Source organism: Streptomyces sp. NPDC107517 (genome assembly GCF_055582645.1).
Genome location: NZ_JBVJPM010000001.1, coordinates 255,097 through 277,768, shown reverse-complemented (window position 1 = coordinate 277,768; position 22,672 = coordinate 255,097). Strand labels below are relative to the sequence as shown.

General features: G+C 71.7%; 19 protein-coding genes. 4 read left to right on the top strand and 15 right to left on the bottom strand.

Going from position 1 to position 22,672, the window contains the following annotated elements; all coding sequences use genetic code 11:
• Positions 1-46: 46 nt before the first annotated feature.
• Positions 47-520 (bottom strand): indole-3-glycerol phosphate synthase, encoded by a 474-nt coding sequence (locus ACZ67T_RS01160; RefSeq protein WP_469980825.1) that lies wholly within the window; start codon positions 518-520, stop codon positions 47-49.
• A 144-nt stretch (positions 521-664) separates the two neighbouring features.
• Entirely contained in the window at positions 665-1,438 is a 774-nt protein-coding gene (locus tag ACZ67T_RS01155) for a pyrimidine reductase family protein (protein WP_469980824.1), read from the bottom strand.
• A gap of 37 nt (positions 1,439-1,475) precedes the next feature.
• On the opposite strand from ACZ67T_RS01155, the gene zapE reads away from it, so the two are divergent.
• Complete coding sequence (gene zapE / locus ACZ67T_RS01150) at positions 1,476-2,567, top strand: cell division protein ZapE (RefSeq protein WP_469980823.1); 1,092 nt, start codon at positions 1,476-1,478, stop codon at positions 2,565-2,567.
• Positions 2,568-2,583: 16 nt separating this feature from the next.
• Here zapE and ACZ67T_RS01145 read toward each other — a convergent pair whose 3' ends face one another.
• Positions 2,584-3,126: a hypothetical protein gene (locus ACZ67T_RS01145; RefSeq protein WP_469980822.1), complete on the bottom strand. Its 543-nt coding sequence runs from the start codon at positions 3,124-3,126 to the stop codon at positions 2,584-2,586.
• Between the two features lie 178 nt (positions 3,127-3,304).
• On the opposite strand from ACZ67T_RS01145, the gene ACZ67T_RS01140 reads away from it, so the two are divergent.
• The 3 genes from ACZ67T_RS01140 to ACZ67T_RS01130 all read left to right on the top strand — a co-directional run bounded on the left by ACZ67T_RS01140 (position 3,305) and on the right by ACZ67T_RS01130 (position 6,785).
• Positions 3,305-4,705, top strand: a complete 1,401-nt coding sequence (locus ACZ67T_RS01140; RefSeq protein ID WP_469980820.1) for an alkaline phosphatase PhoX — start codon at positions 3,305-3,307, stop codon at positions 4,703-4,705.
• A 154-nt stretch (positions 4,706-4,859) separates the two neighbouring features.
• A complete protein-coding gene (locus ACZ67T_RS01135) occupies positions 4,860-5,732 on the top strand; it encodes a polyphosphate kinase 2 family protein (protein ID WP_469981347.1) in 873 nt (290 codons plus the stop codon).
• A 189-nt stretch (positions 5,733-5,921) separates the two neighbouring features.
• The gene (locus ACZ67T_RS01130; protein WP_469980818.1) at positions 5,922-6,785 is read left to right on the top strand and encodes an ABC transporter substrate-binding protein; all 864 of its coding nucleotides are present in this window, start codon (positions 5,922-5,924) and stop codon (positions 6,783-6,785) included.
• A 248-nt stretch (positions 6,786-7,033) separates the two neighbouring features.
• Here ACZ67T_RS01130 and ACZ67T_RS01125 read toward each other — a convergent pair whose 3' ends face one another.
• From ACZ67T_RS01125 to ACZ67T_RS01070, 12 genes are read right to left on the bottom strand one after another with little or no spacing between them, the layout of a single operon-like run.
• Positions 7,034-7,927, bottom strand: a complete 894-nt coding sequence (locus tag ACZ67T_RS01125; RefSeq protein ID WP_469980817.1) for a peptidoglycan-binding protein — start codon at positions 7,925-7,927, stop codon at positions 7,034-7,036.
• On the bottom strand, positions 7,927-9,486 hold the full coding sequence (locus ACZ67T_RS01120) for a DUF6519 domain-containing protein (protein WP_469980815.1): 1,560 nt from the start codon (positions 9,484-9,486) through the stop codon (positions 7,927-7,929). The genes ACZ67T_RS01125 and ACZ67T_RS01120 overlap by 1 nt, the downstream gene beginning before the upstream one ends.
• 53 nt (positions 9,487-9,539) lie before the next feature.
• Complete coding sequence (locus ACZ67T_RS01115; protein WP_469980813.1) at positions 9,540-11,699, bottom strand: hypothetical protein; 2,160 nt, start codon at positions 11,697-11,699, stop codon at positions 9,540-9,542.
• Positions 11,699-15,466: a putative baseplate assembly protein gene (locus ACZ67T_RS01110; protein WP_469980812.1), complete on the bottom strand. Its 3,768-nt coding sequence runs from the start codon at positions 15,464-15,466 to the stop codon at positions 11,699-11,701. The genes ACZ67T_RS01115 and ACZ67T_RS01110 overlap by 1 nt, the downstream gene beginning before the upstream one ends.
• A complete protein-coding gene (locus ACZ67T_RS01105) occupies positions 15,463-18,576 on the bottom strand; it encodes a putative baseplate assembly protein (RefSeq protein ID WP_469980810.1) in 3,114 nt (1,037 codons plus the stop codon). The genes ACZ67T_RS01110 and ACZ67T_RS01105 overlap by 4 nt, the downstream gene beginning before the upstream one ends.
• The gene (locus ACZ67T_RS01100) at positions 18,573-18,965 is read right to left on the bottom strand and encodes a GPW/gp25 family protein (RefSeq protein ID WP_469980809.1); all 393 of its coding nucleotides are present in this window, start codon (positions 18,963-18,965) and stop codon (positions 18,573-18,575) included. The genes ACZ67T_RS01105 and ACZ67T_RS01100 overlap by 4 nt, the downstream gene beginning before the upstream one ends.
• Positions 18,962-19,297: a hypothetical protein gene (locus ACZ67T_RS01095; RefSeq protein ID WP_469980807.1), complete on the bottom strand. Its 336-nt coding sequence runs from the start codon at positions 19,295-19,297 to the stop codon at positions 18,962-18,964. The genes ACZ67T_RS01100 and ACZ67T_RS01095 overlap by 4 nt, the downstream gene beginning before the upstream one ends.
• A 19-nt stretch (positions 19,298-19,316) precedes the next feature.
• On the bottom strand, positions 19,317-19,853 hold the full coding sequence (locus tag ACZ67T_RS01090; RefSeq protein ID WP_469980805.1) for a phage baseplate assembly protein V: 537 nt from the start codon (positions 19,851-19,853) through the stop codon (positions 19,317-19,319).
• A gap of 30 nt (positions 19,854-19,883) precedes the next feature.
• Positions 19,884-21,023 (bottom strand): hypothetical protein, encoded by a 1,140-nt coding sequence (locus ACZ67T_RS01085; protein WP_469980803.1) that lies wholly within the window; start codon positions 21,021-21,023, stop codon positions 19,884-19,886.
• Positions 21,016-21,369, bottom strand: a complete 354-nt coding sequence (locus ACZ67T_RS01080; protein WP_469980802.1) for a hypothetical protein — start codon at positions 21,367-21,369, stop codon at positions 21,016-21,018. The genes ACZ67T_RS01085 and ACZ67T_RS01080 overlap by 8 nt, the downstream gene beginning before the upstream one ends.
• 11 nt (positions 21,370-21,380) lie before the next feature.
• Positions 21,381-22,067 (bottom strand): hypothetical protein, encoded by a 687-nt coding sequence (locus ACZ67T_RS01075; RefSeq protein ID WP_469980800.1) that lies wholly within the window; start codon positions 22,065-22,067, stop codon positions 21,381-21,383.
• The gene (locus tag ACZ67T_RS01070; protein ID WP_469980799.1) at positions 22,064-22,615 is read right to left on the bottom strand and encodes a hypothetical protein; all 552 of its coding nucleotides are present in this window, start codon (positions 22,613-22,615) and stop codon (positions 22,064-22,066) included. Before ACZ67T_RS01070 ends, ACZ67T_RS01075 begins: the two co-directional genes overlap by 4 nt.
• Between the last annotated feature and the right edge of the window lie 57 nt (positions 22,616-22,672).

Genomic DNA, 22,672 nt, shown 5'->3' with positions numbered 1-22,672 from the left:
TGCACCCCGCCCGCGCAACCCTGCACCGCCCCGGCGGCGAGCGGGCCTAGGCCTTGCTGTACGAGAAGAGCTTCAGCACCGGAACGCCCACCTTGTGCCGGGCGCGCGAGGCCCAGTCGCGGTGGAAGAACTCCTCCACGTAGTGCGGGTCGGTCAGGACGATGACCTCGTCGGCGCCGATCTCGTCGACGAGGGACTTCAGGGCGTCCAGGGGGTGGTCCTCGACGAGGCGGCCCACTGCCTCGCAGCCGGCCTGGTGGAGTGCGGTGAGGGAGACCTGGAGCGCTTGTTCGCCGGGTTCCGTGGCGTCCTGGCCCTCGGGTACGTCCCCTTCCTTCGCCGCGTCGTCGAGCTCCCCCATGGCGACGTCGTCGATCGCCCGCAGCAGGCGGTCGGCCTGGTCGCCGCGGGGCTGGAGCAGCACATGGAAAGCGACTTCCTCGTCACCGTGCAAGGTGGTGACGAACTCCACGTCGGCGGACGTCAGGGCCTTCTCGATCATCAATACGCTCGTGAACACGACAGGCGCCCTTCTTCTCTCCTCCGTGGGCCGTCGACTCTCGACCGGTCCCTGCGGAAACCATCCTGCCCCGTGGCCGCACGGGGTCTGCGAGATTTAGTGTGCCCAGCGGAAGGTAAACGGAACGGCACATTCCGCTGATTGTCAGCTCCGACGGTATCGGGTGAACAGGAACCCGGCCTCTTCCAGCACAGAAGCCATCTCGAAACGTTCAGGGACGCTCAGGGACGGTCCGCCGGCAATCCGCTGGGCGTCTCCGGCGGCGAGCATCGGCGACAGCGTGAGGCAGAGTTCGTCGAGCATCTGTGCGGCCACGAACTGGCCGAGCAGGCGGGGTCCGCCCTCCGTGAGCAGCCGGGTCAGCCCGCGCTCCGCGAGCGCCCGGACCGCCCGCTCCGGCTCGACGGTGGTGCCCTCGCCTGCGATCAGCACCTCGGCGCCCGCCTTGCGTGCGGCGTCCAGCCGGTCGGGCGGCGCTCCGGCGCCGGTGACCACGAACGTGGGAACGAGGGGGGAGGTGAACAGCGGAAGGGAGAAGTCGAGGTTCAGGCTCCCGGTGATCACCGCGATGGCCGGGGCGGGTGCCTGTCCGGCCGCCTCCCTGCGCCCGGCGAAGGCCTCACGCGCGCGTGCCGGGCGATAGCCCTCCAGGCGGACCGTTTCCGCACCGACGAGGACGGCGTCCGCGAGCCCGCGCAGGGTGCCGAAGATCCGCATGTCGGCGGCGCTCGAGATGCCCTGCGAGCGGCCGTCGTGGTGGGCGGCGCCGTCGAGCGTGGAGACCATGTTGGCGCGCAGCCAGACGTCCTGCCCGGCGGGGTAGGCATAGGCGTCCGCGAGCTCGTCGAGACTCCATTCACGGGCTTCGTGGGCCGCGTGATCTGCTGTTTCGTACGTCACAGGGAACAGGCGTCGCATGTCACGCAGTGTCGCACGGCGTCTAGAGTTGGGTGCTGTGTCGTCCTCCACCACCGCCCCGGCCCAGAGTCCGATAGCCGACGCGGCCCCGCTGTCCCTGTGCGCCCGTGAGCCGCTCGTCCCGGCGGACCGTCTGGTCGCCGAGATGGTGCCCCCGCCGCGCTTCGACTCGGTCCGCTTCGAGACATACATCCCGGACCCCCATCAGCCCAGCCAGACCGAGGCGGTGCGGGTCCTGAGCGGCTTCGCGGCCGGGCTCGGCGGCGCCCACGCGAGCGGCTCCGGCAAGCGGCGGTGGTTCGCCAAGAAGCCCGCGGCCCCCACCGGGCCCCGCGGCGTCTATCTGGACGGCGGCTACGGCGTCGGCAAGACCCACCTCCTCGCCTCCCTCTGGCACGCCACCCCGGCGGCCCCCGAGCAGAAGGCGTTCGGCACGTTCGTCGAGCTGACGAACCTGGTGGGCGCGCTCGGCTTCCAGCAGACCGTACGGACGCTCGGCGAGCACCGGCTGCTGTGCATCGACGAGTTCGAGCTGGACGACCCGGGCGACACCGTCCTGGTGTCGAGCCTGCTCGGCAAGCTCGTCGACGCCGGCGTCGCGCTCGCCGCGACCTCGAACACGCTGCCGGGCAAGCTCGGTGAGGGCCGGTTCGCCGCCGCCGACTTCCTGCGCGAGATCCAGGGCCTGTCCGCCCACTTCCGCCCCCTGCGGATCGACGGCGACGACTACCGCCACCGCGGCCTGCCCGAGGCGCCCGCCCCGTTCTCCGACGAACAGGTGACGAAGGCGGCGTACGCGACCCCGGGCGCCTCGCTCGACGACTTCCCGCATCTGCTCGACCACCTCGCGCGCGTGCACCCCAGCCGCTACGGCGCCCTGACGGACGACCTCAGTGCGGTCTGCCTGACCGACGTGCAGCCGGTCCCCGACCAGTCGACGGCGCTGCGCCTCGTCGTCCTCGCCGACCGGCTCTACGACCGTGAGATCCCGGTGCTCGCCTCGGGCCTCCCCTTCGACCGGCTGTTCAGCGAGGAAATGCTGAACGGCGGCTACCGGAAGAAGTACTTCCGTGCGATCTCCCGGCTGACGGCGCTCGCGCGGGACTCCAAGGGGCTGGTGCGCGCGTAAGGGCTTCGGCCCGGGGTCACCGGCGGCGGCGCCTGCCGGCCACAAGCGCGGCCACAAAGCCCACCGAGCTGACGAGCACCGTCAGGACAGCGGCGCACACCGCACTGACAAGCCAGTCGGCATCCCTGCCCTGCCTCGCGTCCTCGCTCCACCACATCACCGTCAACACCACCCACGTACCACTGATCCAGGCGACAGCGCTCCTGACCGATGGCGCCTTGAACGGCGCTGCGCGGTCGATGTGCTCAAGGGCCTCCTTGGCCATGCGCTCCCACCGCAGCGTCAAGGCGAAGAGAAGGCCGACCCCCGTCCCGACGGCGACGAGCGCCAGGGCATCGGCCGCCCCCGTGAACCGCCACCCCGCGACTGCGCAGATCCCCACCATGAGCGCCGCCGTCGCGGCCCCCAGCAAGCCACCCGCGCGCACCGGATGCCGATGGCCGTAGGCCTGGACCCGGCCAGGACGCCGCGGCGCACGGGCAAGGCTCCGGTCGCGGTCCACCAAGGACCGGACCACCACCCGGTCGATCGCGCGCCCCGCCCCCAGCAGCACCTTCACGTCCCCTCCTGTCCTAGCCATCCGCCCAGCCCCCCGAGCCGTACGCACGGGACAGTAGATCGGTTACACGAGCAACCGCCCCCCACCTGGCGCTGTTACGTGCGTGGTTCCCGTGACGAAACGCCCGTGATAGACACAGCCGGGTCACAGTTCCTGTCCGCCAACAGGAGGTTGCCCCATGTCTGAAGCACGTACCTCACGTACCGCTCGGTCCTCCGCAACACGACGTCAGGTCCTCGCGCGCAGCGGCGCTTCCGTCGCGGCGATCGCCTTCGCCGGAAGCCTCTCCGAGCTCTTCGCGGGCACCGCCGCCGCGCAGAGCCTCGGCCGGAAGGGCTACGGCCCGCTGATGCCCGACCCCGCCGGGCTGCTCGACCTGCCCGCGGGGTTCCGCTACAAAGTCCTCTCGCGCGAGGGCGACCCGCTGCGCTCCGGCGAGGGCAAGGTGCCCAGCAACCACGACGGCATGACGGCCCTGAAGGGCAGACACGGCCGGGTCCACCTGGTCCGCAACCACGAGAACCGCGTCACCGCGAAGATCGCCGTGCCGGCCGTCGAAGGGCTCACCTACGACCCGATGGGCAAGGGCGGCTGTACGGCGCTCACGCTCGACCAGCACAACAACGTCCTGTCGGAGCGCGTCGCCATCGCCGGCACGGCCGTCAACTGCGCGGGCGGGCACACGCCTTGGGGTACCTGGCTGACCTGCGAGGAGACCGAGGACAAGGCCGGCACGAACGGCTACACCAAGGACCACGGCTTCATCTTCGAGGTCGACCCGGCCGACCCGCACCGCTCGGGCGCCGTGCCGCTGACCGCGATGGGCCGCTTCCAGCACGAGGCGATCGCGATCGACCCGAAGCGGGGCGTCGTCTACGAGACCGAGGACGCCTTCCAGAAGCCCTTCGGCCTCTTCTACCGTTTCCTGCCGGAGAAGCCCGAGGGCGGCCTCGGTTCCCTGCGGGCGGGCGGAACGCTCCAGGCGATGCGGGTGCCCGGGGTGCCGGACCTGTCCGTGATCCAGGAGACGGGCGCGGTCTTCGACGGCATCGAGTGGGTCGACGTACCCGACCCGCTGGCCGCGCAGACCCCCGTCCGCCTGCAGGACTTCGGCCCGAAGGGCATCACGCACGCGCAGAAGCTGGAGGGCTGCTACTGGGGCGGCTCGTCCGTCTACTTCGTCTCCTCCTTCGCCCACAGCGCGGAGGGCTCGGCGGCCGACCACTTCGGGCAGATCTGGCGCTACGACCCGAACAAGCGCCGTCTCACGCTGGTGATCGTGTTCGGCCCGAGCACCGACGTCCAGCTGCCGGGCGAGGAGCCGGACAACATCTGCCTCGCTCCGAGCGGCGGCCTGATGGTGTGCGAGGACGGCGAGGGCGCGCAGCACGTCTTCGGGGTGACCCGTAAGGGCGACGTGTACGCGATGGCGCGCGGGCGACAGAACATCGGCACGGCGCAGGAACCCGCGTGGGGCGAGTTCGCCGGCGTCACGTTCTCCCCGGACGGCGACACGATGTACGTCAACTGCTACACGCCCGGGACGACCTTCGCCGTGACGGGGCCCTGGCAGCGGTAGCGCAGGCGCCCGGCACGTCGCACGATCGAGGGACCTGACGGGAAGGGGTTGCGCGGTGGCCAAGGCCGACAAGCATGCGAAGCGGAAGGGCAGGGACGAGGCGGCCGAGAGCGCCGGGAAGTCCCGGGACGAGGCCGGACACGGGTCCGCGAAGGTGCCCGGGAAGACCTCCGGCGCGAAGGCGCCCCTCCCGCTTCGTGAGCTGCTGCGCATCCCCGCGGGCAAGCCCGTGGATCTCGCCTCCTACGACGCGCGGGCGACGCCCGCGGGCCCCTCCGGCAAGGCCGCCGGTGTGGAGGCGACCGCCCGTATGGGGGAACGCCTCGCCGGCCTCCAGGAGCGCCTGTGGGCCTCCGGTACGGCGGGCGACCGGCGCCGGATCCTGCTGATCCTCCAGGGCATGGACACCAGCGGCAAGGGCGGCACGGTCAAGCACGTCATCGGCCTCTTCAACCCTTCCGGCTGCCGCATCAAGGCGTTCAAGGCGCCGACCGCCGAGGAGCGCGGCCATACGTTCCTGTGGCGCATCATGCGGGCGCTCCCCGAGCCCGGCGAGATCGGCATCTTCGACCGCTCGCAGTACGAGGACGTCCTCGCGGCCCGCGTCCGCGGCCTCGTCCCGCGCCGCCAAGTGGGCGGCCGCTACGGCCAGATCAACCGCTTCGAGCAGTCGTTGGCCGAGGACGGCGTGACGGTCGTCAAGTGCTTCCTCCACATCTCGTACGAGGAGCAGCGCGAGCGGCTGCTCGAACGGCTCGACAACCCGGACAAGCACTGGAAGTTCAGCATGGGCGACATCGAGGACCGCGCCCTGTGGCCCGCCTACCAAGAGGCGTACGAGATCGCGCTCGAGCGCTGTTCGACGGATGCAGCGCCCTGGTACGTGGTGCCGGCGGACCGCAAGTGGTACCGCAACTGGGCCGTCAGCAAGCTGCTCCTGGAGCATCTGGAGGCGCTCGGCCCGACGTACCCGAAGGCGGACTTCGACGTGGCCGGGGCACGGGAGCTGCTGCTCGCGCAGGGGTGAGGCGGGCGGGGGTTCCGGCCCGGCCCGGGCAGTGTCGCGTCGTGGACGCCTCGCACCGGCGCGCCGCCGTCAACTGCGGCTGATTCACCGAGCGTGCCGACCCCGCCCCTTGGGCAGGGTCTTATGGGTCCTGCCGGGCCCGTAGGACCCTTCAGGACGCCACCCCTAGGGACAAAGGACACGGGACACATGGAGCGACACGCAGCCTGGGAGTTCACCGACGACCGCGGGCATGTGGCGGCCGCGGGGGACGTGCCGTTACGGGTGGTGGCCTACATACAGGCCGGCGCCACCCTGTGGGATCACGGGATACGGCCGGTGGGGATCTTCGGCTCGTTCCACGACGGGGATCTCGCCGACCCGGCCAAGGCGGGGACGCTGCCGCTCGACGATGTCCGGTACCTGGGGGCGGGCCACAGCGTGGGGCTGGAGGCGGTCCTCGCGGCCGAGCCCGACCTCGTCGTCGCCGTCACCTACGGCGGCGGTCAGGTGTACGGCGTCGATCCGGACGTGGCGAAGCACCTGGAGGAGCATGTCCCGGTCGTAGTGGTCGACGTCGGTCAGGGCCGTTCGCTCACCGCGGTCAGGGAGCGCTTCGCCGAGCTGACGCGCTCGCTCGGGGCGCGGGACCGGGGCGGGGCCGAACTGGAGCGCGCCATGCGGGAGTTGGAAGAGGCCGCGCGGGACCATCCGGGGCGGGTGCTGGCCCTTTCGCCGGGTGGCGCGGACAGCGTCCATCTGGCACGCCCCGCCAAGTGGCCCGACCTGAGCGCGCTGACGGCTCTCGGCGTACGGACCGTCGAACCGCCGCAGGGGCCGGGCGCCAACTGGAACACGGCCGGGTGGGCAGAGGCCGCCGCGCTCACCCCCGGCATCGTGCTCGTCGACTCCCGCGCGAACGCGGCCCCGCGCGAGCAGTACGCGGCGAACCCTTACTGGCAGCAGGTCGCGGCCGGGGCACGCCTGCTTCCCTGGAACCCCGAACTCCCCGCGAGCGAGTCCGCGCACGCGCGCTTCTTCGACCAGGTGAGCGGGGCGCTGCGGGACACCTGAGCCCTCACCCCTCGCCCACCTGGCCCGGCGCCGCATCGCACACGCGGCACGGTGCGCAATCAGAGGAGTACCCGGCCGAGGCGATGTCGATCGGCAGCGATCCGCTCTTCGAGGTGGCCGACCACTCGTACAGCCGCTACGCCTTCACGGCTGAGTGCCGACCACCTCGCTGTGCCCCCGCCGCACCTGCCCGCCCGCACCTGCCCGCCCGCGCCGGTCCGGCGCGGGCGGGCAGGACGGTCAGGCTCTCAGGACGCCGGGACTTTCAGCTTGTCCCAGCTGGTCTTGCCCGGTATGCCGTCCGCGTCCTTGCCCTTGAAGCCGAGCTTCTGCTGCCAGGCCTTGTAGGACTTGCGGTCGGCATCGGTCCACTCGGGGCTGGGCCCTTCCTCGTAGTGGTCGCAGCCCTCGGCGACCAGGCGGCGGCCCATGGCCGTGATGACCGCGGACTTCTGGCCGTTGTGGAAGAAGCCGCTGCCCGGGAACGGAGCGTGCGACGGCTTGGACGGCGTGGGATTCGGGCCGGGCCCGGGGTCGGAACCCTGGGACTTTCCGGCGAGCCGGTCGGCGATCCGCTTGCGCATGCTGTCCATCGTGAAGCCGCGCGGGTCCTGCTTGCCCGGCTGCCACTCCTTGTGGCCGATGACCGACCGCTCGCTCCAGCCGTAGTGGCGGCAGATCGCGGCGGACACCTTCTCGATGGCCTCCTTCTGCGCCTCGGGCCAGGGGTCTTTGCCGTCACCGAGGTTGATGCACTCGAAGCCGTAGAAGTGCCGGTTGCCGTCGGTGTCGGCCTCGTTGTCGTGCGGCAGCGTCGACTCGTTGACCACGGCGCGCAGGACGTCGCTGTCGCCCAGCCCCGCGTGATTGGCACGGCCGTTGCCGACGAGGTGGATCTCGCCCTTCTTGTCGATGACGCCGTGGCACAGCGGCCCCGGCAGACCCGAGTAGCCGTTGTAACAGATGTTCACGGAGGCGTCCGTGCCCGAGGTGACGGTGTGGTGGATCATCACGCCGTTCACCGGGCCCCAGGGACCCTTCGTATTGCGGTTGTGCGTACGCCAGTTGCGCACCTCGTGGACCGTCAGACCCTCTTTACGCAGGATCTCCACCAGCTTGGACGCGCTCAGAGGTGTGGCCATCACTCGTCTCCTTCCACGGCGGACTCCGCCTCTGCGGTGGTCTGCGACCTGCTGTGCGAGGGGCTTTCGGCCGCGAGCTCCTCACGGTGTGCCTGTTCCTCCGCCGCGAGGGTCGCCTCGTCCGCGGCCGGGATGCTGATCGCGAGCGGGCCGAAGGCCAGGCGCAGGTCGACGGCGCTCTCCTCGCCCTTGACCAGGGCCAGCGGGGCGAAGTGGCGGACGATGCCGGCGGGCCCCTGGAGCAGCGGGCGGCGCGCCGGGTCCGTCGGCCACTCGACGCTGCCGGTGGCGGTGCGGGCGGGGACGAGCCAGTGGTCGCCGGTCCGGTAGGTGCCGTCCTTGGCGAAGTACACCTCGACGCCGTCCTCCAGAGGCAGCCACTCCCCCTCCGTGACGGGGACGGCGCCGCCCTTAAGGGCCGCGGTGCGGCCCCTGCGCTTCGGGCCCTCGCGGTGGTCCCAGCGGCGCAGGAACGGGTGCAGACGGGGCAGCCGGCCCACGCCCGGCCCGGGCTCGGCGGAGAGGCGGACGCGGCGGCCCGGCAGGTCGAGCTCCTCGACGCGCAGCAGGGGCAGGGCTTCCAGGCGGGAGGCGCCGGCGGTGTCCGTGAACTCGACGAAGTCGCCGACGTCCAGGTCGAGCTTGTCGTCGTGACCGAGGGACGCCAACTGCACCCAGGTGCCGTCCAGTTCGTCGACCGGGAAGACGACCGAGCCGTTCTCGCGCGACCACTTGAAGGTGGCGTCCTTCGCCTCGCCACCGGCATGGACCTCGACCCGGTACAGCTGGTTCTCCGGACCGCGGTAGCGGGCATCGGGCCTGACCAGACACGGGTCCTCGTCGGCGTGGTCGGGCCGCTCGCTGCGGGCGGCCAGCCGGGCGGTGGCCGCCGCCCGGCTCTGTGCCCACTTGTCGAAGGCCGCGCGGACGACCTCCTTCGACGGGTCGGCGTCCTCGATCGCCAGCGCCGCGAGAGACAGCGGCAGCACCTGCCAGACCACCTTGACGCGGGCCGCGGTGTCCGGCATCGCCGCGCCGAGGGCGACCTCGCGCAGTGCCGGGTTCTCGGCCGCGTTCACCGACCGCTCCCACACGTTCAGGTAGACCACGAACGGCGACTGCGCGGGCGAGGGCAGCCGGTCGCCGGGCTTCTCCGCGTCGCGGTAGGCGTCGGGCTGGTCCCAGTAGGTCCAGTACGAGGGCGGAGTGGCCGAGTCCTGTGCGCCCTCCGCGCCCTCGGCGTCCTCGTCCGGCACGGGCGTGCCGGGGGCCGGGCGGTCCGCGTCGACCAGGATGCCGTCGACGTAGTAACGGCCGCCGTGGATGTGGAGGGTGTCGATGTCGTGCTTGCCGCCCACGTACTCGATGCGGAAGCCCGCAGCGTCGCGCGGCCCGCCGTAGCGGCCGATCAGGTCCGCGGTGAGGGTGCGGGCCCGGTGGAGCTGGATCGCGGTCTGCTCGTTGGCGTCGGCGTCGAGCTGGACGCGGCCCTGCTGGGCGACGACCGCGGAGTAGTGCCGCTCCGGGTGGAAGGTGAGACGGGAGAGATCAGCGTGCATGAAGGGGGTCCCCCTGGTTCAGAAAGTGCGGGTGGGTCGTACGGCGGCACTGCTCAGGTCACGAAGTAGATTCCGGCGTCCGTGCCCGCGGGCGTGTAGTCCGAGAGCCGCGCGCGCAGACCGTCCTCGCGCTGCGGCCGGTACAGGTCGTGGAAGGCGCCCATCTCGGCAGCGTCGTCCGCGCCGCGCCGTATCTCCTCGGGGCAGCCGTCGGCCAACTGCCCGTACCAGGGCGTCCCGTAGCGCACGGCGGCGAACAACGGCTGTACACCGGGCGTGAGATCGGGCCGGCAGCGGTGGCGTCGTGGTGTGCGCGAGCCGGCGGGGACGTACGAGTACCGCAGGCAGCCGATGCCCCGCCGGGCAACGCGCAGCTTGCCCGTGAAGACCGAGTTCTCGGCGATCTCCACCGCGTGCGTGTGGACTTCTCCGATGACGGTCGCGCGGTGCGCGTGCAGCACGGCGTGAGCGAGGCGGCAGTCAGGGGCGGACAGGGCCTCACGGTCGTGGCCGGTGGCGTCGAGGATGCTGTCGCGGAGGTGGATGTCGAGGGGGTCCTCGCCGACCTCGTCGCCGATGACCTCGACGGTGCCGAGGACGCTGTGCTCGATCTGGAGGCAGGCGGTGGTGCGGTCCAGGACGATGCTGGGCTCGTCGGGCGAGTGCGGCTCGCACTCGGGCTCCAGTGACCAGCCCGGGACGAGGGTCGCGTGCCGTACGACGACGGCTCCCATCGGCCCGGTGACATTGATGCCGCGCCCGGCGACCAGCAACCCGTCGAGGACGATGCGCGGCCGCTCGTGCGGGGCGCAGTCGTCCGCCACGGCACGGATGTTGAGGGCGTCGGGACGGTTGCTGTACCAGTCGAGCAGGCGCAGCACCGGCCGGGTGCCCTCGGCCGCCCGGAGCTCCAGCCGGTCGCCGGGGTCGAGGTCGAAGTCCAGCTGCTCCTGGTACGCGCCGCTGTGCGTGATCTCGATGATGCCGTCGGGCCCGGTGCGGTCCGCACGGCGGTCGTGCTGCCAGGCCCGGTACGCGTCCATGATCTGCCGGTACGGCTGTCCCGGGCCGACCCGGTAGAAGGCGGCGTCGGGCCGGTCCACGCGGTCGGGCCGCTCGTACTCGCCGCCGCCCATGTCGGCGCCGGACGCGTAGTGGTAGTCCACCCACACGCCCTGCCGGGGCGCCGACCGCGCCCCGAACGCGATCCGCCCGAGCTCCGGGTCGACGGCTACCTGACCGCGCTTCGGCCGGTAGCGCCAGTCGGACAGGTCGGCGACCACGATGTCCGAGGGCGGTACGGGCCTGTCCTCGCCGTCGCGCCGGATGACGAAGCTCTTGCCGGGACCGTAGTAGTCGAGGAGACGGTCGTGGAGCAGGCGGCGGGTGATGAACGCGGGGACGTTGTCGACCGTGGCGATGTGGGTCGGCGACGGTTCCGGGACCGGCTTGGTGACCAGGGGGCTGTCACTGCCGAGGATCGAGAACGTGTAGAGGTTGCGGGCGCGGTCGATGCAGTACGCCGGAGAGGACGTCAGCGGGTACGCCTTGAGCCGCCAGACGAAGAGGCCGACTCCCGCCGGAGTCCAACCGCCCTGCCTCTTGGACGAGTTGGCACGCCGGATGTCGACGGTGCGGGCAGTGCTGTCGAAGGGGCCGCCGGCGAGCGCGAGCGCGGAGCCGTCCCGCAGGTCGAGGAGACGGCCCCTCTGTGCGGCCGTCTCCCGGAACAGCTTGACCGACTGGTGGTGAGCGACCAGCCGCGACAGCTCGACGGCCCGGGCGGGCCAGCCTGCGACCTGCTCGGAGATCTCTTCCAGCAGGTGCAGCGTTCCCTTCCGGCGCCGGTTGGCGACGGTGGCGGCCACGTCCGCGCGCGGCGCGACGGCGTCGGCCAGCGCGGCACGCCCGCCCTCGTGCAGGCCCGTGGTGAGGACGCGTTCGTAGCCCGGCAGGGTGCGGTAGCCGACCAGATCGCCGAGGTACGGCAGTACCCAGGGGGCCGCCGTCTCCACGAACAGATCCTCGTAGCCCTGCTCGACGCCGTCACGGACCCGGTCGAGCTGCTCGGAGATGACCGCGAGCAGCGCGCGCAGCGGCTCGCCCTCCTCGGCGTCGCGCAGGAGATGCCAGCGGGGCAGCAGGGCGGCGAGGCCGTCGGGTTCCCGGTTCGTGGTGCGGGCCGTCGAGTCGAACTGGACGTCCGGGGACATCACTTGACCTCCGTCAGGATCAGGGTGTCCGCGGCTCGCGGGGACAGCAGGGCGAGCTGCGCCGGGCGGATGCCGCGGAAGACGAACACCGACCGGCCCTTCGCCAGGCGCCGGGTGTCGGTGATGTCGGGATTGAGGCGCAGGAGTTCGGCGAGCGGAATGCCGTAGCGCGCGCAGACCGCCGACAGGGTCTCGCCGTCGGCGTCGCGAACGGTGTGGACTCTCTCGTCGTACGTCGCCTCGTGCGCGGGAACACTCGACCGCGGTGCGCCGGGGTCGGTGAGCAGCTCGGCGAGCTCCTCCGGGGTGGCGGACGCGGGGACGCCGTTGAAGACGTCGACGTCGACGTAGTCGACACCGGGCACCGTGTGGGCCGCGGCGAGGAGGTCGGAGAGCCGGGCTGCCTGCCCCAACTCCCGCCCCTCATAGCCGAGTCGGCGCAGCAGCGCTTGCCGCAGCCGTGGTTCGACGGATTCCCAGGCGTGGTCCGGAGCGACCTTCACCTTGGCGGCGACGAGCAGCAGGACCAGTTCGCGCACGTCCACGCGGACGGACAGGCCGGCGTCTCCGTACTCGGTGAGGGCCCCGCGCAGGGCGCGCAGGGTGGCTGATCCCGCACCGTCTCCGTCCAGGGGCACGTCGTCGGTGCCCGCTACCGTCACGTGCAGTACGCGCCGCCGCCCGTCGAAGAGTTCGCGCGCGGCGGCCCGGCCGATACCGGCGCGGGAGCGGGCGAAGTCCTCGTAGTCGGCCGCCGAGACGAGACGGTCGAGGGCGGAGACGGCCAGCGGGATCGTCCGGCGTGTCAGGCCCGGGCCGTCCGCGTCGGCGCCGCCCGTGGCCGGGCGCAGGTTGGTGACGGCGGTGACACCGAGCGGACGGGTGAGGGGCTGGGTGAGCCGGTCGGCCGGGACGTTGGCGGCCTTGCCGGTGCCGAAGCGGTAGCGGGCGTGGACGTTCTCGTGGCCGCTGGGCAGCCGGGCCCCGTGCACGCCGTCGCCGAAGGTGACCGTCGTCCGGCCGTCGGAGGCGGTGCCGGTGATGTAGATCCGCTCGTGCGGGCCGCGTCCGGCGAGGCTGTCGACCTCGTGCCACAGGACGCCGTCGACCCGGATCTCCAGCACCGGTGTGGCGCCGAGGGGGTTGTCGTCGGCGAGCCAGGTCAGCGGGGACTGCCACAGGGCGAACGTCTGGTTGACGCGGTCCGAGTCGCCGCTGCCGATGGCCTCCTCCCGGCTCTCGCCGTGCGTGGCCTCGACGACGTTCCCGAGGATGCGGACCGTCTCGCGGCGGTAGCGGTGGGCGAGGTCGGTGGTCAGGGTGAGGCGGGTGTGGACGCGGTCGCCGGGCAGCTGCGGATCCACTGTCTGGTCCGCGGCGGCGATCGTCACGACCTCCCCGGCCGTGACGCCGGCCGTCCCGGGGATGTCGCTGCGCTCGCCGGTCACGATGAGCGTGCGTCCGGCGCGCAACCCGTCGTACAGCTCCGCGAGTTCGATCGCGTTGCCGTGGACCTCCTCGCCGAGCGGCTCGTCCGCCAGACGCAGCGGTTCGCCCGCCGCGTACACGGTCGTGTCGCGGATGTGCGAGAGCAGGACGTCGAACTCGTCCATCCAGGGGTCGGCGAGGGTGAGTTCGGTACCGCGGCCGGTGATGCCGTAGTTGGTGTACGCCGCCGTACGCGCGGCCACGACCTGGGTGGTGACGAACGCGAGCGCGGCGTCGCCGGGTGTGCCGTCCTCGGCCCCCTTGGCGGGGCGCCGGATCGCGACCCAGCTGCCGACGGTGATGCCGGTGTGCACGGTGTCGAGCTGCAGCACGCGCCGGTTGACGGGCGCGGGCTTGCCGGCGATGACGATCTCGACGTTGGGCTCGGTGCCGCCCACCGTGTAGCGCAGGCTCACCTCGTACTCGGCGTGGGTGAACTGCTGGGTGGCGCCCGGGCGCAGGGAGATCTCCTGTGCGGTGCCGTTGTTGATGCCGATGTGGATCACGCGGTCCTGGTCCGGACGGGACACGAACAGGGTGCATTCGGGCAGACCGTCGCGGAGGCGCACGGTGACACCGGGCTCCTGGGAGTCGGCGGGGCGGCGTACGAGCCAGCTCAGGTCGCGGTCCTGGGCGGAGCGCGTCGACAGGTCGACCTGGCCGGGGCCCAGCGCGAAGGTGACCTGCCGGGTGACGGGCAGCGGCACTGCCCGCTGGTCGGAGCCGTTGCCCTCGACGTACTGGAACTCCGCCCGGATCGGCGCCTTGCCCGCGGTGTCGTGGACGACCCGCATGCTGGTCAGCACGGCCCCCGTGAGCGGCCAGTCCGCACTGCGGATGACCCGGCCCTTGTCGTCCTGGACGGGCTTGAGCGGGGCCGTGGCGCCGAAGGGGGACGCGGTGACCCGCATCGCGATCAGGTCGCGCAGGAGTTGCGCGCCACCGGGGGCCGCGTCCCCCGCCCTGCGCCAGGCCGGGTAGAGAGCGGTGAGGCCGGGGTTGAGGGCCGCGAGGAGGCGGGCCGTGTCCGTGCCGGGGCGCTGGGGGCCGGTGCCGGAGGGCGGGGCAGGGGTCTGGGTGCGGAGGGCGGGGAGGACGGCGGCCAAGGTACGGAAGGCGGCATCGCGCGGGTCGGCGGCGCCCTTCGCCCCGGTGGCCACCCGGGTCCCGGGGCTCTGCGCGGGCGCCAACTCCATGGCCCGCTCGGCAAGTTCGGCGAGGACCGCCTCCAGCTGCTCGAACCAGGCGGTCACGTCCTCCCACGGAGCGGCCAGCACCTGCGCCTCGCCGAGGCGGGCGACGGGCTCGGCGAGGGCGGCCGCGAGGCTCTCGGGGGTCTTCACGTCGTCCAGGGCCGCACGGAGCGACGCCAGAACCTGGTCCTCGAAGTCCTCGATCAGCCGGCTGACGGGGCGGGGGTTGGGCACCTCGGGCGTGGGCGGCTCGTCGCCGGGCTCGCCGGGGGCCGCGGGCTCGGCGGTCCACCGCCGCACCCCCTCGACCAGCTCCTTCAGCGTGGGCGGTGCCGACTTCTGCAGGGAGATCGCCGTGATGTCGTCGTCCCGGTCGATGCGCACGCCCGCGACGGGCAGCAGCTTCCGTTGGCCTGCGGCCTGTTCACCGAAGACGAAGAGCAACTGGTCGCCGGTCTGCAGGGAGTTCGCGGTGCCCTCGACGAAGAGCCCGGAGCGGCGCTCCAGATCCTCCGGGGTGACCAGGGACGGCCGGCGCCTGCGCACCTTCAGCTCGTTCCAGTCCCAGCGGGCCGTGAGGTCCCGGCTGGTCTCGAACGTCACGGACTCCTCGTCGGCGGAGGCGGGCACGCCGTGGGTGCGCGCGCCGCGCGGGATCAGCACGGGCAGCGCCTCGGCACGCGGGTCGCGTTCGAGGGTGTACGCGAGGTGGGTGGTGGCGGCGACGCCGGGCCGGGGGCGGTGACCGACAAGGCGCCCCAGCAGGACCAGCGAGCGGTGCTCGCCGGCCGTACGGATGTAGGCCTCGTCGGCGATCCGCTCCGAGTGGAAGGTGAGCAGGTCGCCGAGGACGGCGGTGGCGTCGAGGAGGCCGACCGCCGGATCGTCCGGGGTACGGACGGTCAGGCCGCGGAGCGCCGGGTACGCCGGTGAGGCGAGCCGGTCGAGCAGGGCGGCGAGGAACGAGCCGTACTCGCCGACGCGGTAGTCGAGGGCGGTGCGGCCGGGCGGGTTGTGCAGCGGGGCGGGCACGAGACGCTCGTCGTGGCCGCCGCACGCGCCCCCGCAGGAACAGGCCCGGCTCATCGGGCACCTCCCAGGGATATCTCCAGCAGGCCGTTCTCCGGCCGGTCCGGGTCGTTGTCGCAGGTGGCGATCTCCAGCGGGCCGAGCCGCAGCACGCCGTCCTCCCTCTCTCCTCGGTCCTGTTCGAACAGCCGCCGCAGCCTGATGACTTGGGCGCTCCGCACGCCCGGTACGGCGGCGGCGACGGCGATCAGACGGCTGAGCCGTACGGGTTCGCCGAAGGTCAGCGCGTCGGGGTGGAAGAACCCGAGCCGGCCGCCCGCGAGGCGGCCGCTGCCCAGCACCCGGTACAGCTCGGCCAGGATCTGCCCGTGCTGGTGGCCTGGCGCGGCGCACACGCTCAGCGCGATGTCGAGGGGCACCGGGCGGGCGGGGCCGACCACGAGGTCGTGGCCGATGCGCCGGTAGGCCTCCAGAGACTGCTCGACCCGGGCGAGCAGCTCGGCCGACGGCTCCGCGCTGCCGACCGCGTCGATCGCGACGTGGGCCTCCTGGACGCTGCCGGACCAGCGGATCTCCGCGGCGGCGCGCTGCACCCCGGGCAGTTCCGCCGCGAGCGCGGCGTAGTCCTCCGCCGTGACGGCACGCAGGCGGGTGCGACGCAGGTCGAGCGGGGCCAGCTGGCGTGCCTGCTCGACGGGTTCGGGCTCGATGCCGCCGGTGGCGGGCAGCGGGTTGCGGACCGCGGCGGCCGGCGGATGATCGCAGTCGCTCTGGACGACCAGGTGGTTGATGGCCTCCGCGCCGACGTTGCCCGCGATGCCGCCGCCGAGCCGGTGGCGCAGGGCGAGCCGGCTGCCCGGCGTGGGCTTCGCCCCGTGCCGCCCGTCGCCGAAGCGCAGGGCGAGGCGGCCGTCGTCCTCCAGTTCGCCGACGAAGTGCCGGTCGCGGGGGCCACTGTGCAACAGGTCGCGGCGGGGCTCCCAGGTCAGGTCGCCGTCCTCGACCTGTACGGCGGGCAGGGCCTTGCGCGGGTCCTGGCCTAGCGCGGCGGTCGCGGATCCGCGCAGTACGGGTTCGTCGGGGTGCAGCCCGGCCGCGTGATCCGGACCCCAGCTGTGGGCGATCTCCCAGGCGATGTGCCCGTCGAGAACCGTGCCCGCGCGGGCGCGGGAGGCGAGGATCTCCACGCGCCGGAGTTTTGTGTCGAGCAACTCGTCGTTCCTGTGCAGGAGTTCACGCAGGGCACGGACGGGATGCGCCCGCAGTTCGTACCGCTCGATGACCTTCAGGCCGTAGATCAGGGTGAGTTCGTCGATCTCCGCGGCGGCGAGCCCGTCACGGTCGCGGGCGCTGCGCCACAGCTCGACGAGCCGCTGCCGCACCCGTCCCGGAATGGCGGCGATCCGCTCGGCCTGCCCGGCGGCGACGGCCTGTGCGTCCGGGAAGGGCACCGCCTGGACGACCGGGGAACGGCCGAGCACCGGGCGGAAGCGGGGCGCGATGCCCGGGTAGACGGACTGCGCGAGCAGGGTGCGCAGGGCGGCGGCCTGGGCGTACGCCGTGCCGGGCACCACGCGTTCGTGCCGCTGCCCGGCGCGCTCCAGGCCGAGTCCGGCGCGTACGGTCGCCGCCTCGCCCACGACCTCGAACAGCTCGCGGACGTCGTCGGGCGCGAGGGCATCGCCGCTCTCCGCCTTGTCCGTCAGGGAGTTGACGAGCCGGGCGGGCGCGTTGCCTTCCTTGCGGTCGTGGCAGCCGAAGGCGGGAGGGTCGCAGGGGGCGACGACGGCCGGCTCGGGCGGCACGGTGGCCGTCCGGGGCAGTCCGGTGAGGGTGCGGCCGTGGTCGACGAGGACGACGTTGCCGCGCGCCAGGGTCACATCCTCGACGGGCAGGCAGTCGCGGCCACCGCGCGTGGTGAGGCAGAACGGGAGGCGCAGCGCGTCCTCGGCGGCCCAGGTGACCTCCAGGACCGGCTGGTCCTCGATGCGGTCGACGCCCGGGGTGACGGAGGTGAGCCGTACGGCCTGACGGTGGCTCGGGTCCTGGTCTCCGGGGGTGCCGGTGCGCGGGCCCTTCACCTCCTCCAGGATCAGCAAATCACCCGGATTCAGGTCGAGTTGACGATCCCGACAGGTCTCCGGGTCGTCCCATTCGTCGCGCAGGGTGGCGGAGGTCGCGCCCTTCGGCAGCGTGCAGACCTCGCCGCCCCAGGTCCACAGGCGGATCGCGTTGTGCGCGACCTTCAGCTCCAACGGGTCGGCTGTGACGACCGGTTCGAAGACCTCCACCGAGCCACGCTCGTCCAGGTCACCGAGGTCGTTCTCGTCGATGACCGTGCCGGGCTCGGGCCGGTCGTGCGGGTCGAGGGTGCGGACGTCGACGGAGGCGAAGCGGAAGGTGCCCGGGGCGAGCGTGGTGTCGCCGCCGGTCCGGACGGTGACGTAGGCGCGCGCCGTGCAGCCGTCGTGCATCGCGTAGTCGATGAGCCGGACGTGCCGGCGTACGGAGACGCGGCGGCGCGCGGTGTCCAGGTAGGCCTCGGTGGCGACCGCGTCCTGCTGGTAGCTGATCTGGTCACCCGTGTACGCGAGCAGTTCGACGAGCGTGACGCCCAGGTCGGCGGGGTTGCGCTCGACCCAGTCGGGGGTGGTGAGCGCGAGCCGGTCCAGGAGGAGCTTGCGGATGGTGTCGTAGTCGCGGGCCGTGTAGTCGACGACGGGAGCGGCCGGGAAGTCCGGCACCTCCTCGCCGTCGCCCTTGCAGTCGAAGGGAGTCGGGCAGTCTGGCCGGAAGGAGAAGGACGCGCGGTGGTAGCGCTGGTCGAAACCGCGGAAGGGCTCGGTGCCTGGCCGCCCGTACGGGTCGGTCTCGACGAGCGAGAACACGTACTCGGAGGTGTCTCCGGCCCGGTCGAGGGTGACGTAGAGCCGGTCGTCGAGCTCCGGGTCCTCCTCGCGCTCGACACTCACATCGACGGCGGTGATGCCGGTGATCCGGCGGCCGCCGTCGATCCGGACGTTCTCCGGTCCGAGTCCGTGCGGTGCCTTGCCGAGGAAGGTGACGGTGAGCAGCAACCCGTCGTCGCCCACCTCGACGGAGTCGACACCATTGAGCTGAGCGGCTCTTACCTTGACGCGGCGGGAGGTGGTGGTACCGGTGGTCACGCCGCCCTCCCTTCGAAGACGTCGTCCGTACGGGTTCCGGTGGCGCGCAGGACGTACGACAGGTAGACCCGTACGGCGTCGTCGGCGCTCTCCACATCGAGGGCCACCACGTCGATGAGGTCGCCGAGCCAGCGCTGGAGCGAGGCCTGCACGGACAGTTCGAGCGTGCTGACGAGTTCGGGGCTGTTCGGGGCGAAGACCAGGTCGAGGAGCCCGCAGCCGAAGTCGGGGCGCATCACCCGCTCGCCGGGGCTGGTGAACAGCAGTTGCTCGATGAGGTCGTGGACGTGCTCGCCGTGGTCGGCGTGCGCGGTGCGTCCCCGGCGGTCGGCGCGCAAGGGGAACGCGATGTCGCTGCGCGGGCGGGCTCCCCGGCTCGTCTGGCTCATCGGACGATCACCTTTCGCTGAGCGGCCTGGACGACGGGCGGCCCCTGCGGCACGAACGCCGCGGTGAAGCACTGGCCCGCGGAGGTGTCGAGCAGCACAGGGGCACCGTCGACCGTGACGCCGGCGCCGTCGGCGGTCCAGCGGACGGAGACGCAGGGCTTGTGCACACCGTCTTCGGTGTGCGAACAGCCGGTGACGACGTACGCGTGGGTGGCCGTCGCGACGGCCACTCCCCCGATGCGTACGCCGCCGGAGGGTGTGGTGGCGGCGGTGACCCGGCCGCCGTGCGGGCAGCCGATCACGGCGCCGGCGTCGAGCAGACTCCCGGACACTTGGTGCTTCCCCCGTCTTCTATCGCTTCGAGAGCACGGTCAACTGGCCCTCGTTGATGGTTACTTCCTTGCCGCGGAGCACGATCTCGGCGCCTGCGCCGGTCGCGATGACCACGGCCTCCTTGGTGATGCGGATGTACGCCCCGCCCTGGGCCTGGAGCAGAATCCCCTGCTCGGCACCGGCGGTGTCGCTCATGACGATCTTGTGCGCGGCGGGTGTCTGTACGACGACCGGCTTGCTGGGCGAGTTCGCCGCCAGCTCGCGCCGCGCGTCGGGCGGCAGCTCTTCCGCAGCCCCGTACCAACACCCGGTCCACACAGGGAAACTGGGATCCCCCTGCTCGAACTCCACCCACACACCGGCGCCCGGCGGCGGCACGACGAACTGCCCGGCCTCGGGCCCGGTGAACGGCAGGCACGGAAGCGCCCAGGTGGATGCCTCGTCACCGAGGACGTCGGGCACCTCGACGGTGATGCGGCCGATGCGCAGCGGGTCGTTGTTGTCGACGACCCGGCCGCGGAACTTGCCGAGGTAGCGATTGCCGTCTGCCGCCATGCTGAACTGCTCCTGATCAAAGGGTTGTTATTACGGTCGGACGTAGTCGCTGCGCGCCTCGAGCCCCTCCCTGGAGAGGGTGAAGTTCTGATGGAAGGAACCCGGCCGCAGATTGTGCGTGACGGACTTGACGTAGTAGTCACCGTCGTACGCCCGCCCCGAGCCGCGTACGCCGACCAGTTGGCGGGGCTGCAGGATGTAGCCGTGCCGGTTGACGTCGAGCGACCCGGACCCGGAGACGACGTCGGCGGACACGGCGGCACGGGCGAGGAGTTCGGCCTCGGCCTGCTCGCGCTGCTGCTTGGCGGTACCGGAGAGGGTCTTGCGCTTGAGGGCCGGAGTGGGCCGGCGCCCGAGGGGCGGCCGCAGGGGGCTGATCGGCGGCTGCGGAAGAAGGGTCGACTGCCGGGTCCCCGGATCCTGCCACCGCGCCTGCGGCTCTTCCCGCGCCGTCCCGTCGTAGGCGAACGTCAGCTGGTCCACGGTGCTGTTGACGTCCATATTGACGTTGAGGGCGTGCTGACGGATGCCGAGCCGGACCTCGGGGCCCCAACGGGCGGCGGACTGACCGGGGTTGGGGCCGGGCTCCAGGTAGAAGGTGTAGCCGTTGGCACGGGCGAGGTCGGTGACGTACTGGAGGTCGGTACCGGTCTGGTAGTGGACGCGGAGATCCTGGTGCGGGGGCTGCGTGATCTTCTCGGCGTAGACGTCGGGCCGGATGCCGTAGTCGGAGTAACGGCGCAAGATGTCGAGGACGCGCTCGGAGGGCGGGAGATTGGGGTACCGGGCGGTGCGCTCCTCCAGGTCCATCAGCAGCGTCAGGTCCTCGCCGGTGACGGTGAGGGTGGAGTGCCCCGGCTGATTGCTGGCACCGACTTCCTGACGGACGATGAGCCCGTCGAAGAGAACATCGGTCGTCCCCCGGACGCTGACGGTGACGATGAGCCGCGTCTTGGGATCGAAGAACCCTTCGGGCAGCAGCTGCTTGTTGATGATCCCGCTCTTGGTGAGGTCGAAGGCGAGCTGGAACCCGCTGCGTTCACCGGCGGTGGCGGTGATCTGGGCGGACAGCAGGGCTTCGGTCACCTCGGCGGGCACCGGGCGGGCAAGCTTCGGCCCCATGAGGAGCGTGATGTGGACGGGGCCCTGCCCGACAGGCTGTTCAGACACGCCGACGTCCCCCCGGCTCGGGGATCTCGACGACCCGCCCCGCCTCGTCCGTCAACTCCCTCGGATCGAGTACGGGATTGGCGTCGGCGATCCGCCACCACTGACCGGGGTCGCCGAAGAAGCGCTGGGCGAGCAAGTCGGGGCGCTCGCCGGCACCGACGACGTGGGCCTGGGTCTCCTGGACGTCGAGCGGGGGAAGCAACCGGCGCTTGGCGTACCGCACTTCACTCCCGTCGGGCAGCCGGTGGATACCGATCTCGACGTCGTGGTACCGACTGCTGCGCGGATAGGGATGGGCCCCGGGTATCGCGCTGAGGGCACTCTCGTAAGACTCGATGTCAGCCATGACGGTGGCCGTCAACCCCTTCCACTCATCACGTCGGCACCCGGCAGCCCGAGGGCCCCAAGACTCCCGCCACGCGCGGCGGCGGCGAGCCGCTCCTTCTGCGCGAGGTGGGCCATGTACAGATCGGCACCGCGGTGCCCGGCCGGCAGATCACTGACGGTGAGGATCTTCATCCCGATGCTCAGCGAGGCCCGAATCGGATTGAGATTCACGTCAAAGGCAGACTCATTGACGGAAAGCTCGGTGAGCCGCACGGGCATGACCCGCTTGCTTCCCCATGTGAACAGCGTCAACGGCATCTCGATCGGACTGATCTCGATGGTCCCGTTCTGCGCGAGCCGACTCGCTGCGCGCAGCTGGGCAGTGGTCGGCTGCACGAGCATTTCGAGGGTGGCGAGTTGGGGGTGGATCCCGTCGGGCGCGGCGATCTCCAACTGATCGGTGGAATCGATCTCGGCGGTAAATTTCCAGGTCTCTTCGGCGGGGCCCTTGAGGCGGAGCGCCTCATTTCTGTCCCCGTTCCCCGTGCCGCCGCTGCCGCCGTCACCACTGTCCCCGGCGGACTGGGGCGCGATGCTGCGCTCCAAGGTGTCCGGGTTGAACTGGAGCACGATGATGCGTTGGGGGGTGCCGCGGTCGGGGTCGACGACCACGATGCCGGAGCGGATGGGTTTGGGTATGTCGGCGTAGCGAGTCACTGGTCTGTCTCCTCGGCCCGGTCGAACAGCTCCGTGGCGCGGGCGGCGGCACGAGCGACTTCGGGATCGCTGTCCGTCTCGGCCATGCTCGAAAGGAGTTCGCGGAACACCGGCCATTCCGTGTAGACCATCGCCCACACGGCGGCCAGGCGCACCTGTCCACTCTTGTGCTGGACCGACTCCCGGACCCGTAGGGCGACTTCCTCGTTCTCCTCGATCGGCGCACCCGCCCCGAGGCGCAGCAACGCCTTTTCCCAGGCTGCGGGATAGATGTTCACATCGAAATTGTGCAGCAATTCCTCAACGGTCCACGACGGCAGCTGGATCGCGATTTCCTCGCCGAGCCGCTCGGCCGTCGCACGGTCGTCGTGACGGGCGACGAGATAGATACAGTCGAGGACCTCGTCGATGATGTAATGGGCGGTTCCGCCTCCCGGCACGTCCCACCTGACCTCGTAGAAGACTCCTCTTTCCGGATCGCTCTCGATCTGCGCGTAGAAGTTCCATCCGTTCTGCTCCGCGACGGCACGAACGGTGGCCGGCTGCACCTCGTCACGCAGGACTACGTTCCGACTCCGATATCGAGGGACGGGCATCTGGCGGAT

Excerpts from the sequence above, each read along its gene's own strand:
- ACZ67T_RS01155 (WP_469980824.1), bottom strand. The coding sequence starts at position 1,438 with ATGCGACGCCTGTTCCCTGTGACGTACGAAACAGCAGATCACGCGGCC.
- ACZ67T_RS01140 (WP_469980820.1), top strand. The coding sequence starts at position 3,305 with ATGTCTGAAGCACGTACCTCACGTACCGCTCGGTCCTCCGCAACACGA.
- ACZ67T_RS01130 (WP_469980818.1), top strand. The coding sequence starts at position 5,922 with ATGGAGCGACACGCAGCCTGGGAGTTCACCGACGACCGCGGGCATGTG.
- ACZ67T_RS01125 (WP_469980817.1), bottom strand. The coding sequence starts at position 7,927 with ATGGCCACACCTCTGAGCGCGTCCAAGCTGGTGGAGATCCTGCGTAAA.
- ACZ67T_RS01120 (WP_469980815.1), bottom strand. The coding sequence starts at position 9,486 with ATGCACGCTGATCTCTCCCGTCTCACCTTCCACCCGGAGCGGCACTAC.
- ACZ67T_RS01115 (WP_469980813.1), bottom strand. The coding sequence starts at position 11,699 with ATGTCCCCGGACGTCCAGTTCGACTCGACGGCCCGCACCACGAACCGG.
- ACZ67T_RS01110 (WP_469980812.1), bottom strand. The coding sequence starts at position 15,466 with ATGAGCCGGGCCTGTTCCTGCGGGGGCGCGTGCGGCGGCCACGACGAG.
- ACZ67T_RS01100 (WP_469980809.1), bottom strand. The coding sequence starts at position 18,965 with ATGAGCCAGACGAGCCGGGGAGCCCGCCCGCGCAGCGACATCGCGTTC.
- ACZ67T_RS01090 (WP_469980805.1), bottom strand. The coding sequence starts at position 19,853 with ATGGCGGCAGACGGCAATCGCTACCTCGGCAAGTTCCGCGGCCGGGTC.
- ACZ67T_RS01080 (WP_469980802.1), bottom strand. The coding sequence starts at position 21,369 with ATGGCTGACATCGAGTCTTACGAGAGTGCCCTCAGCGCGATACCCGGG.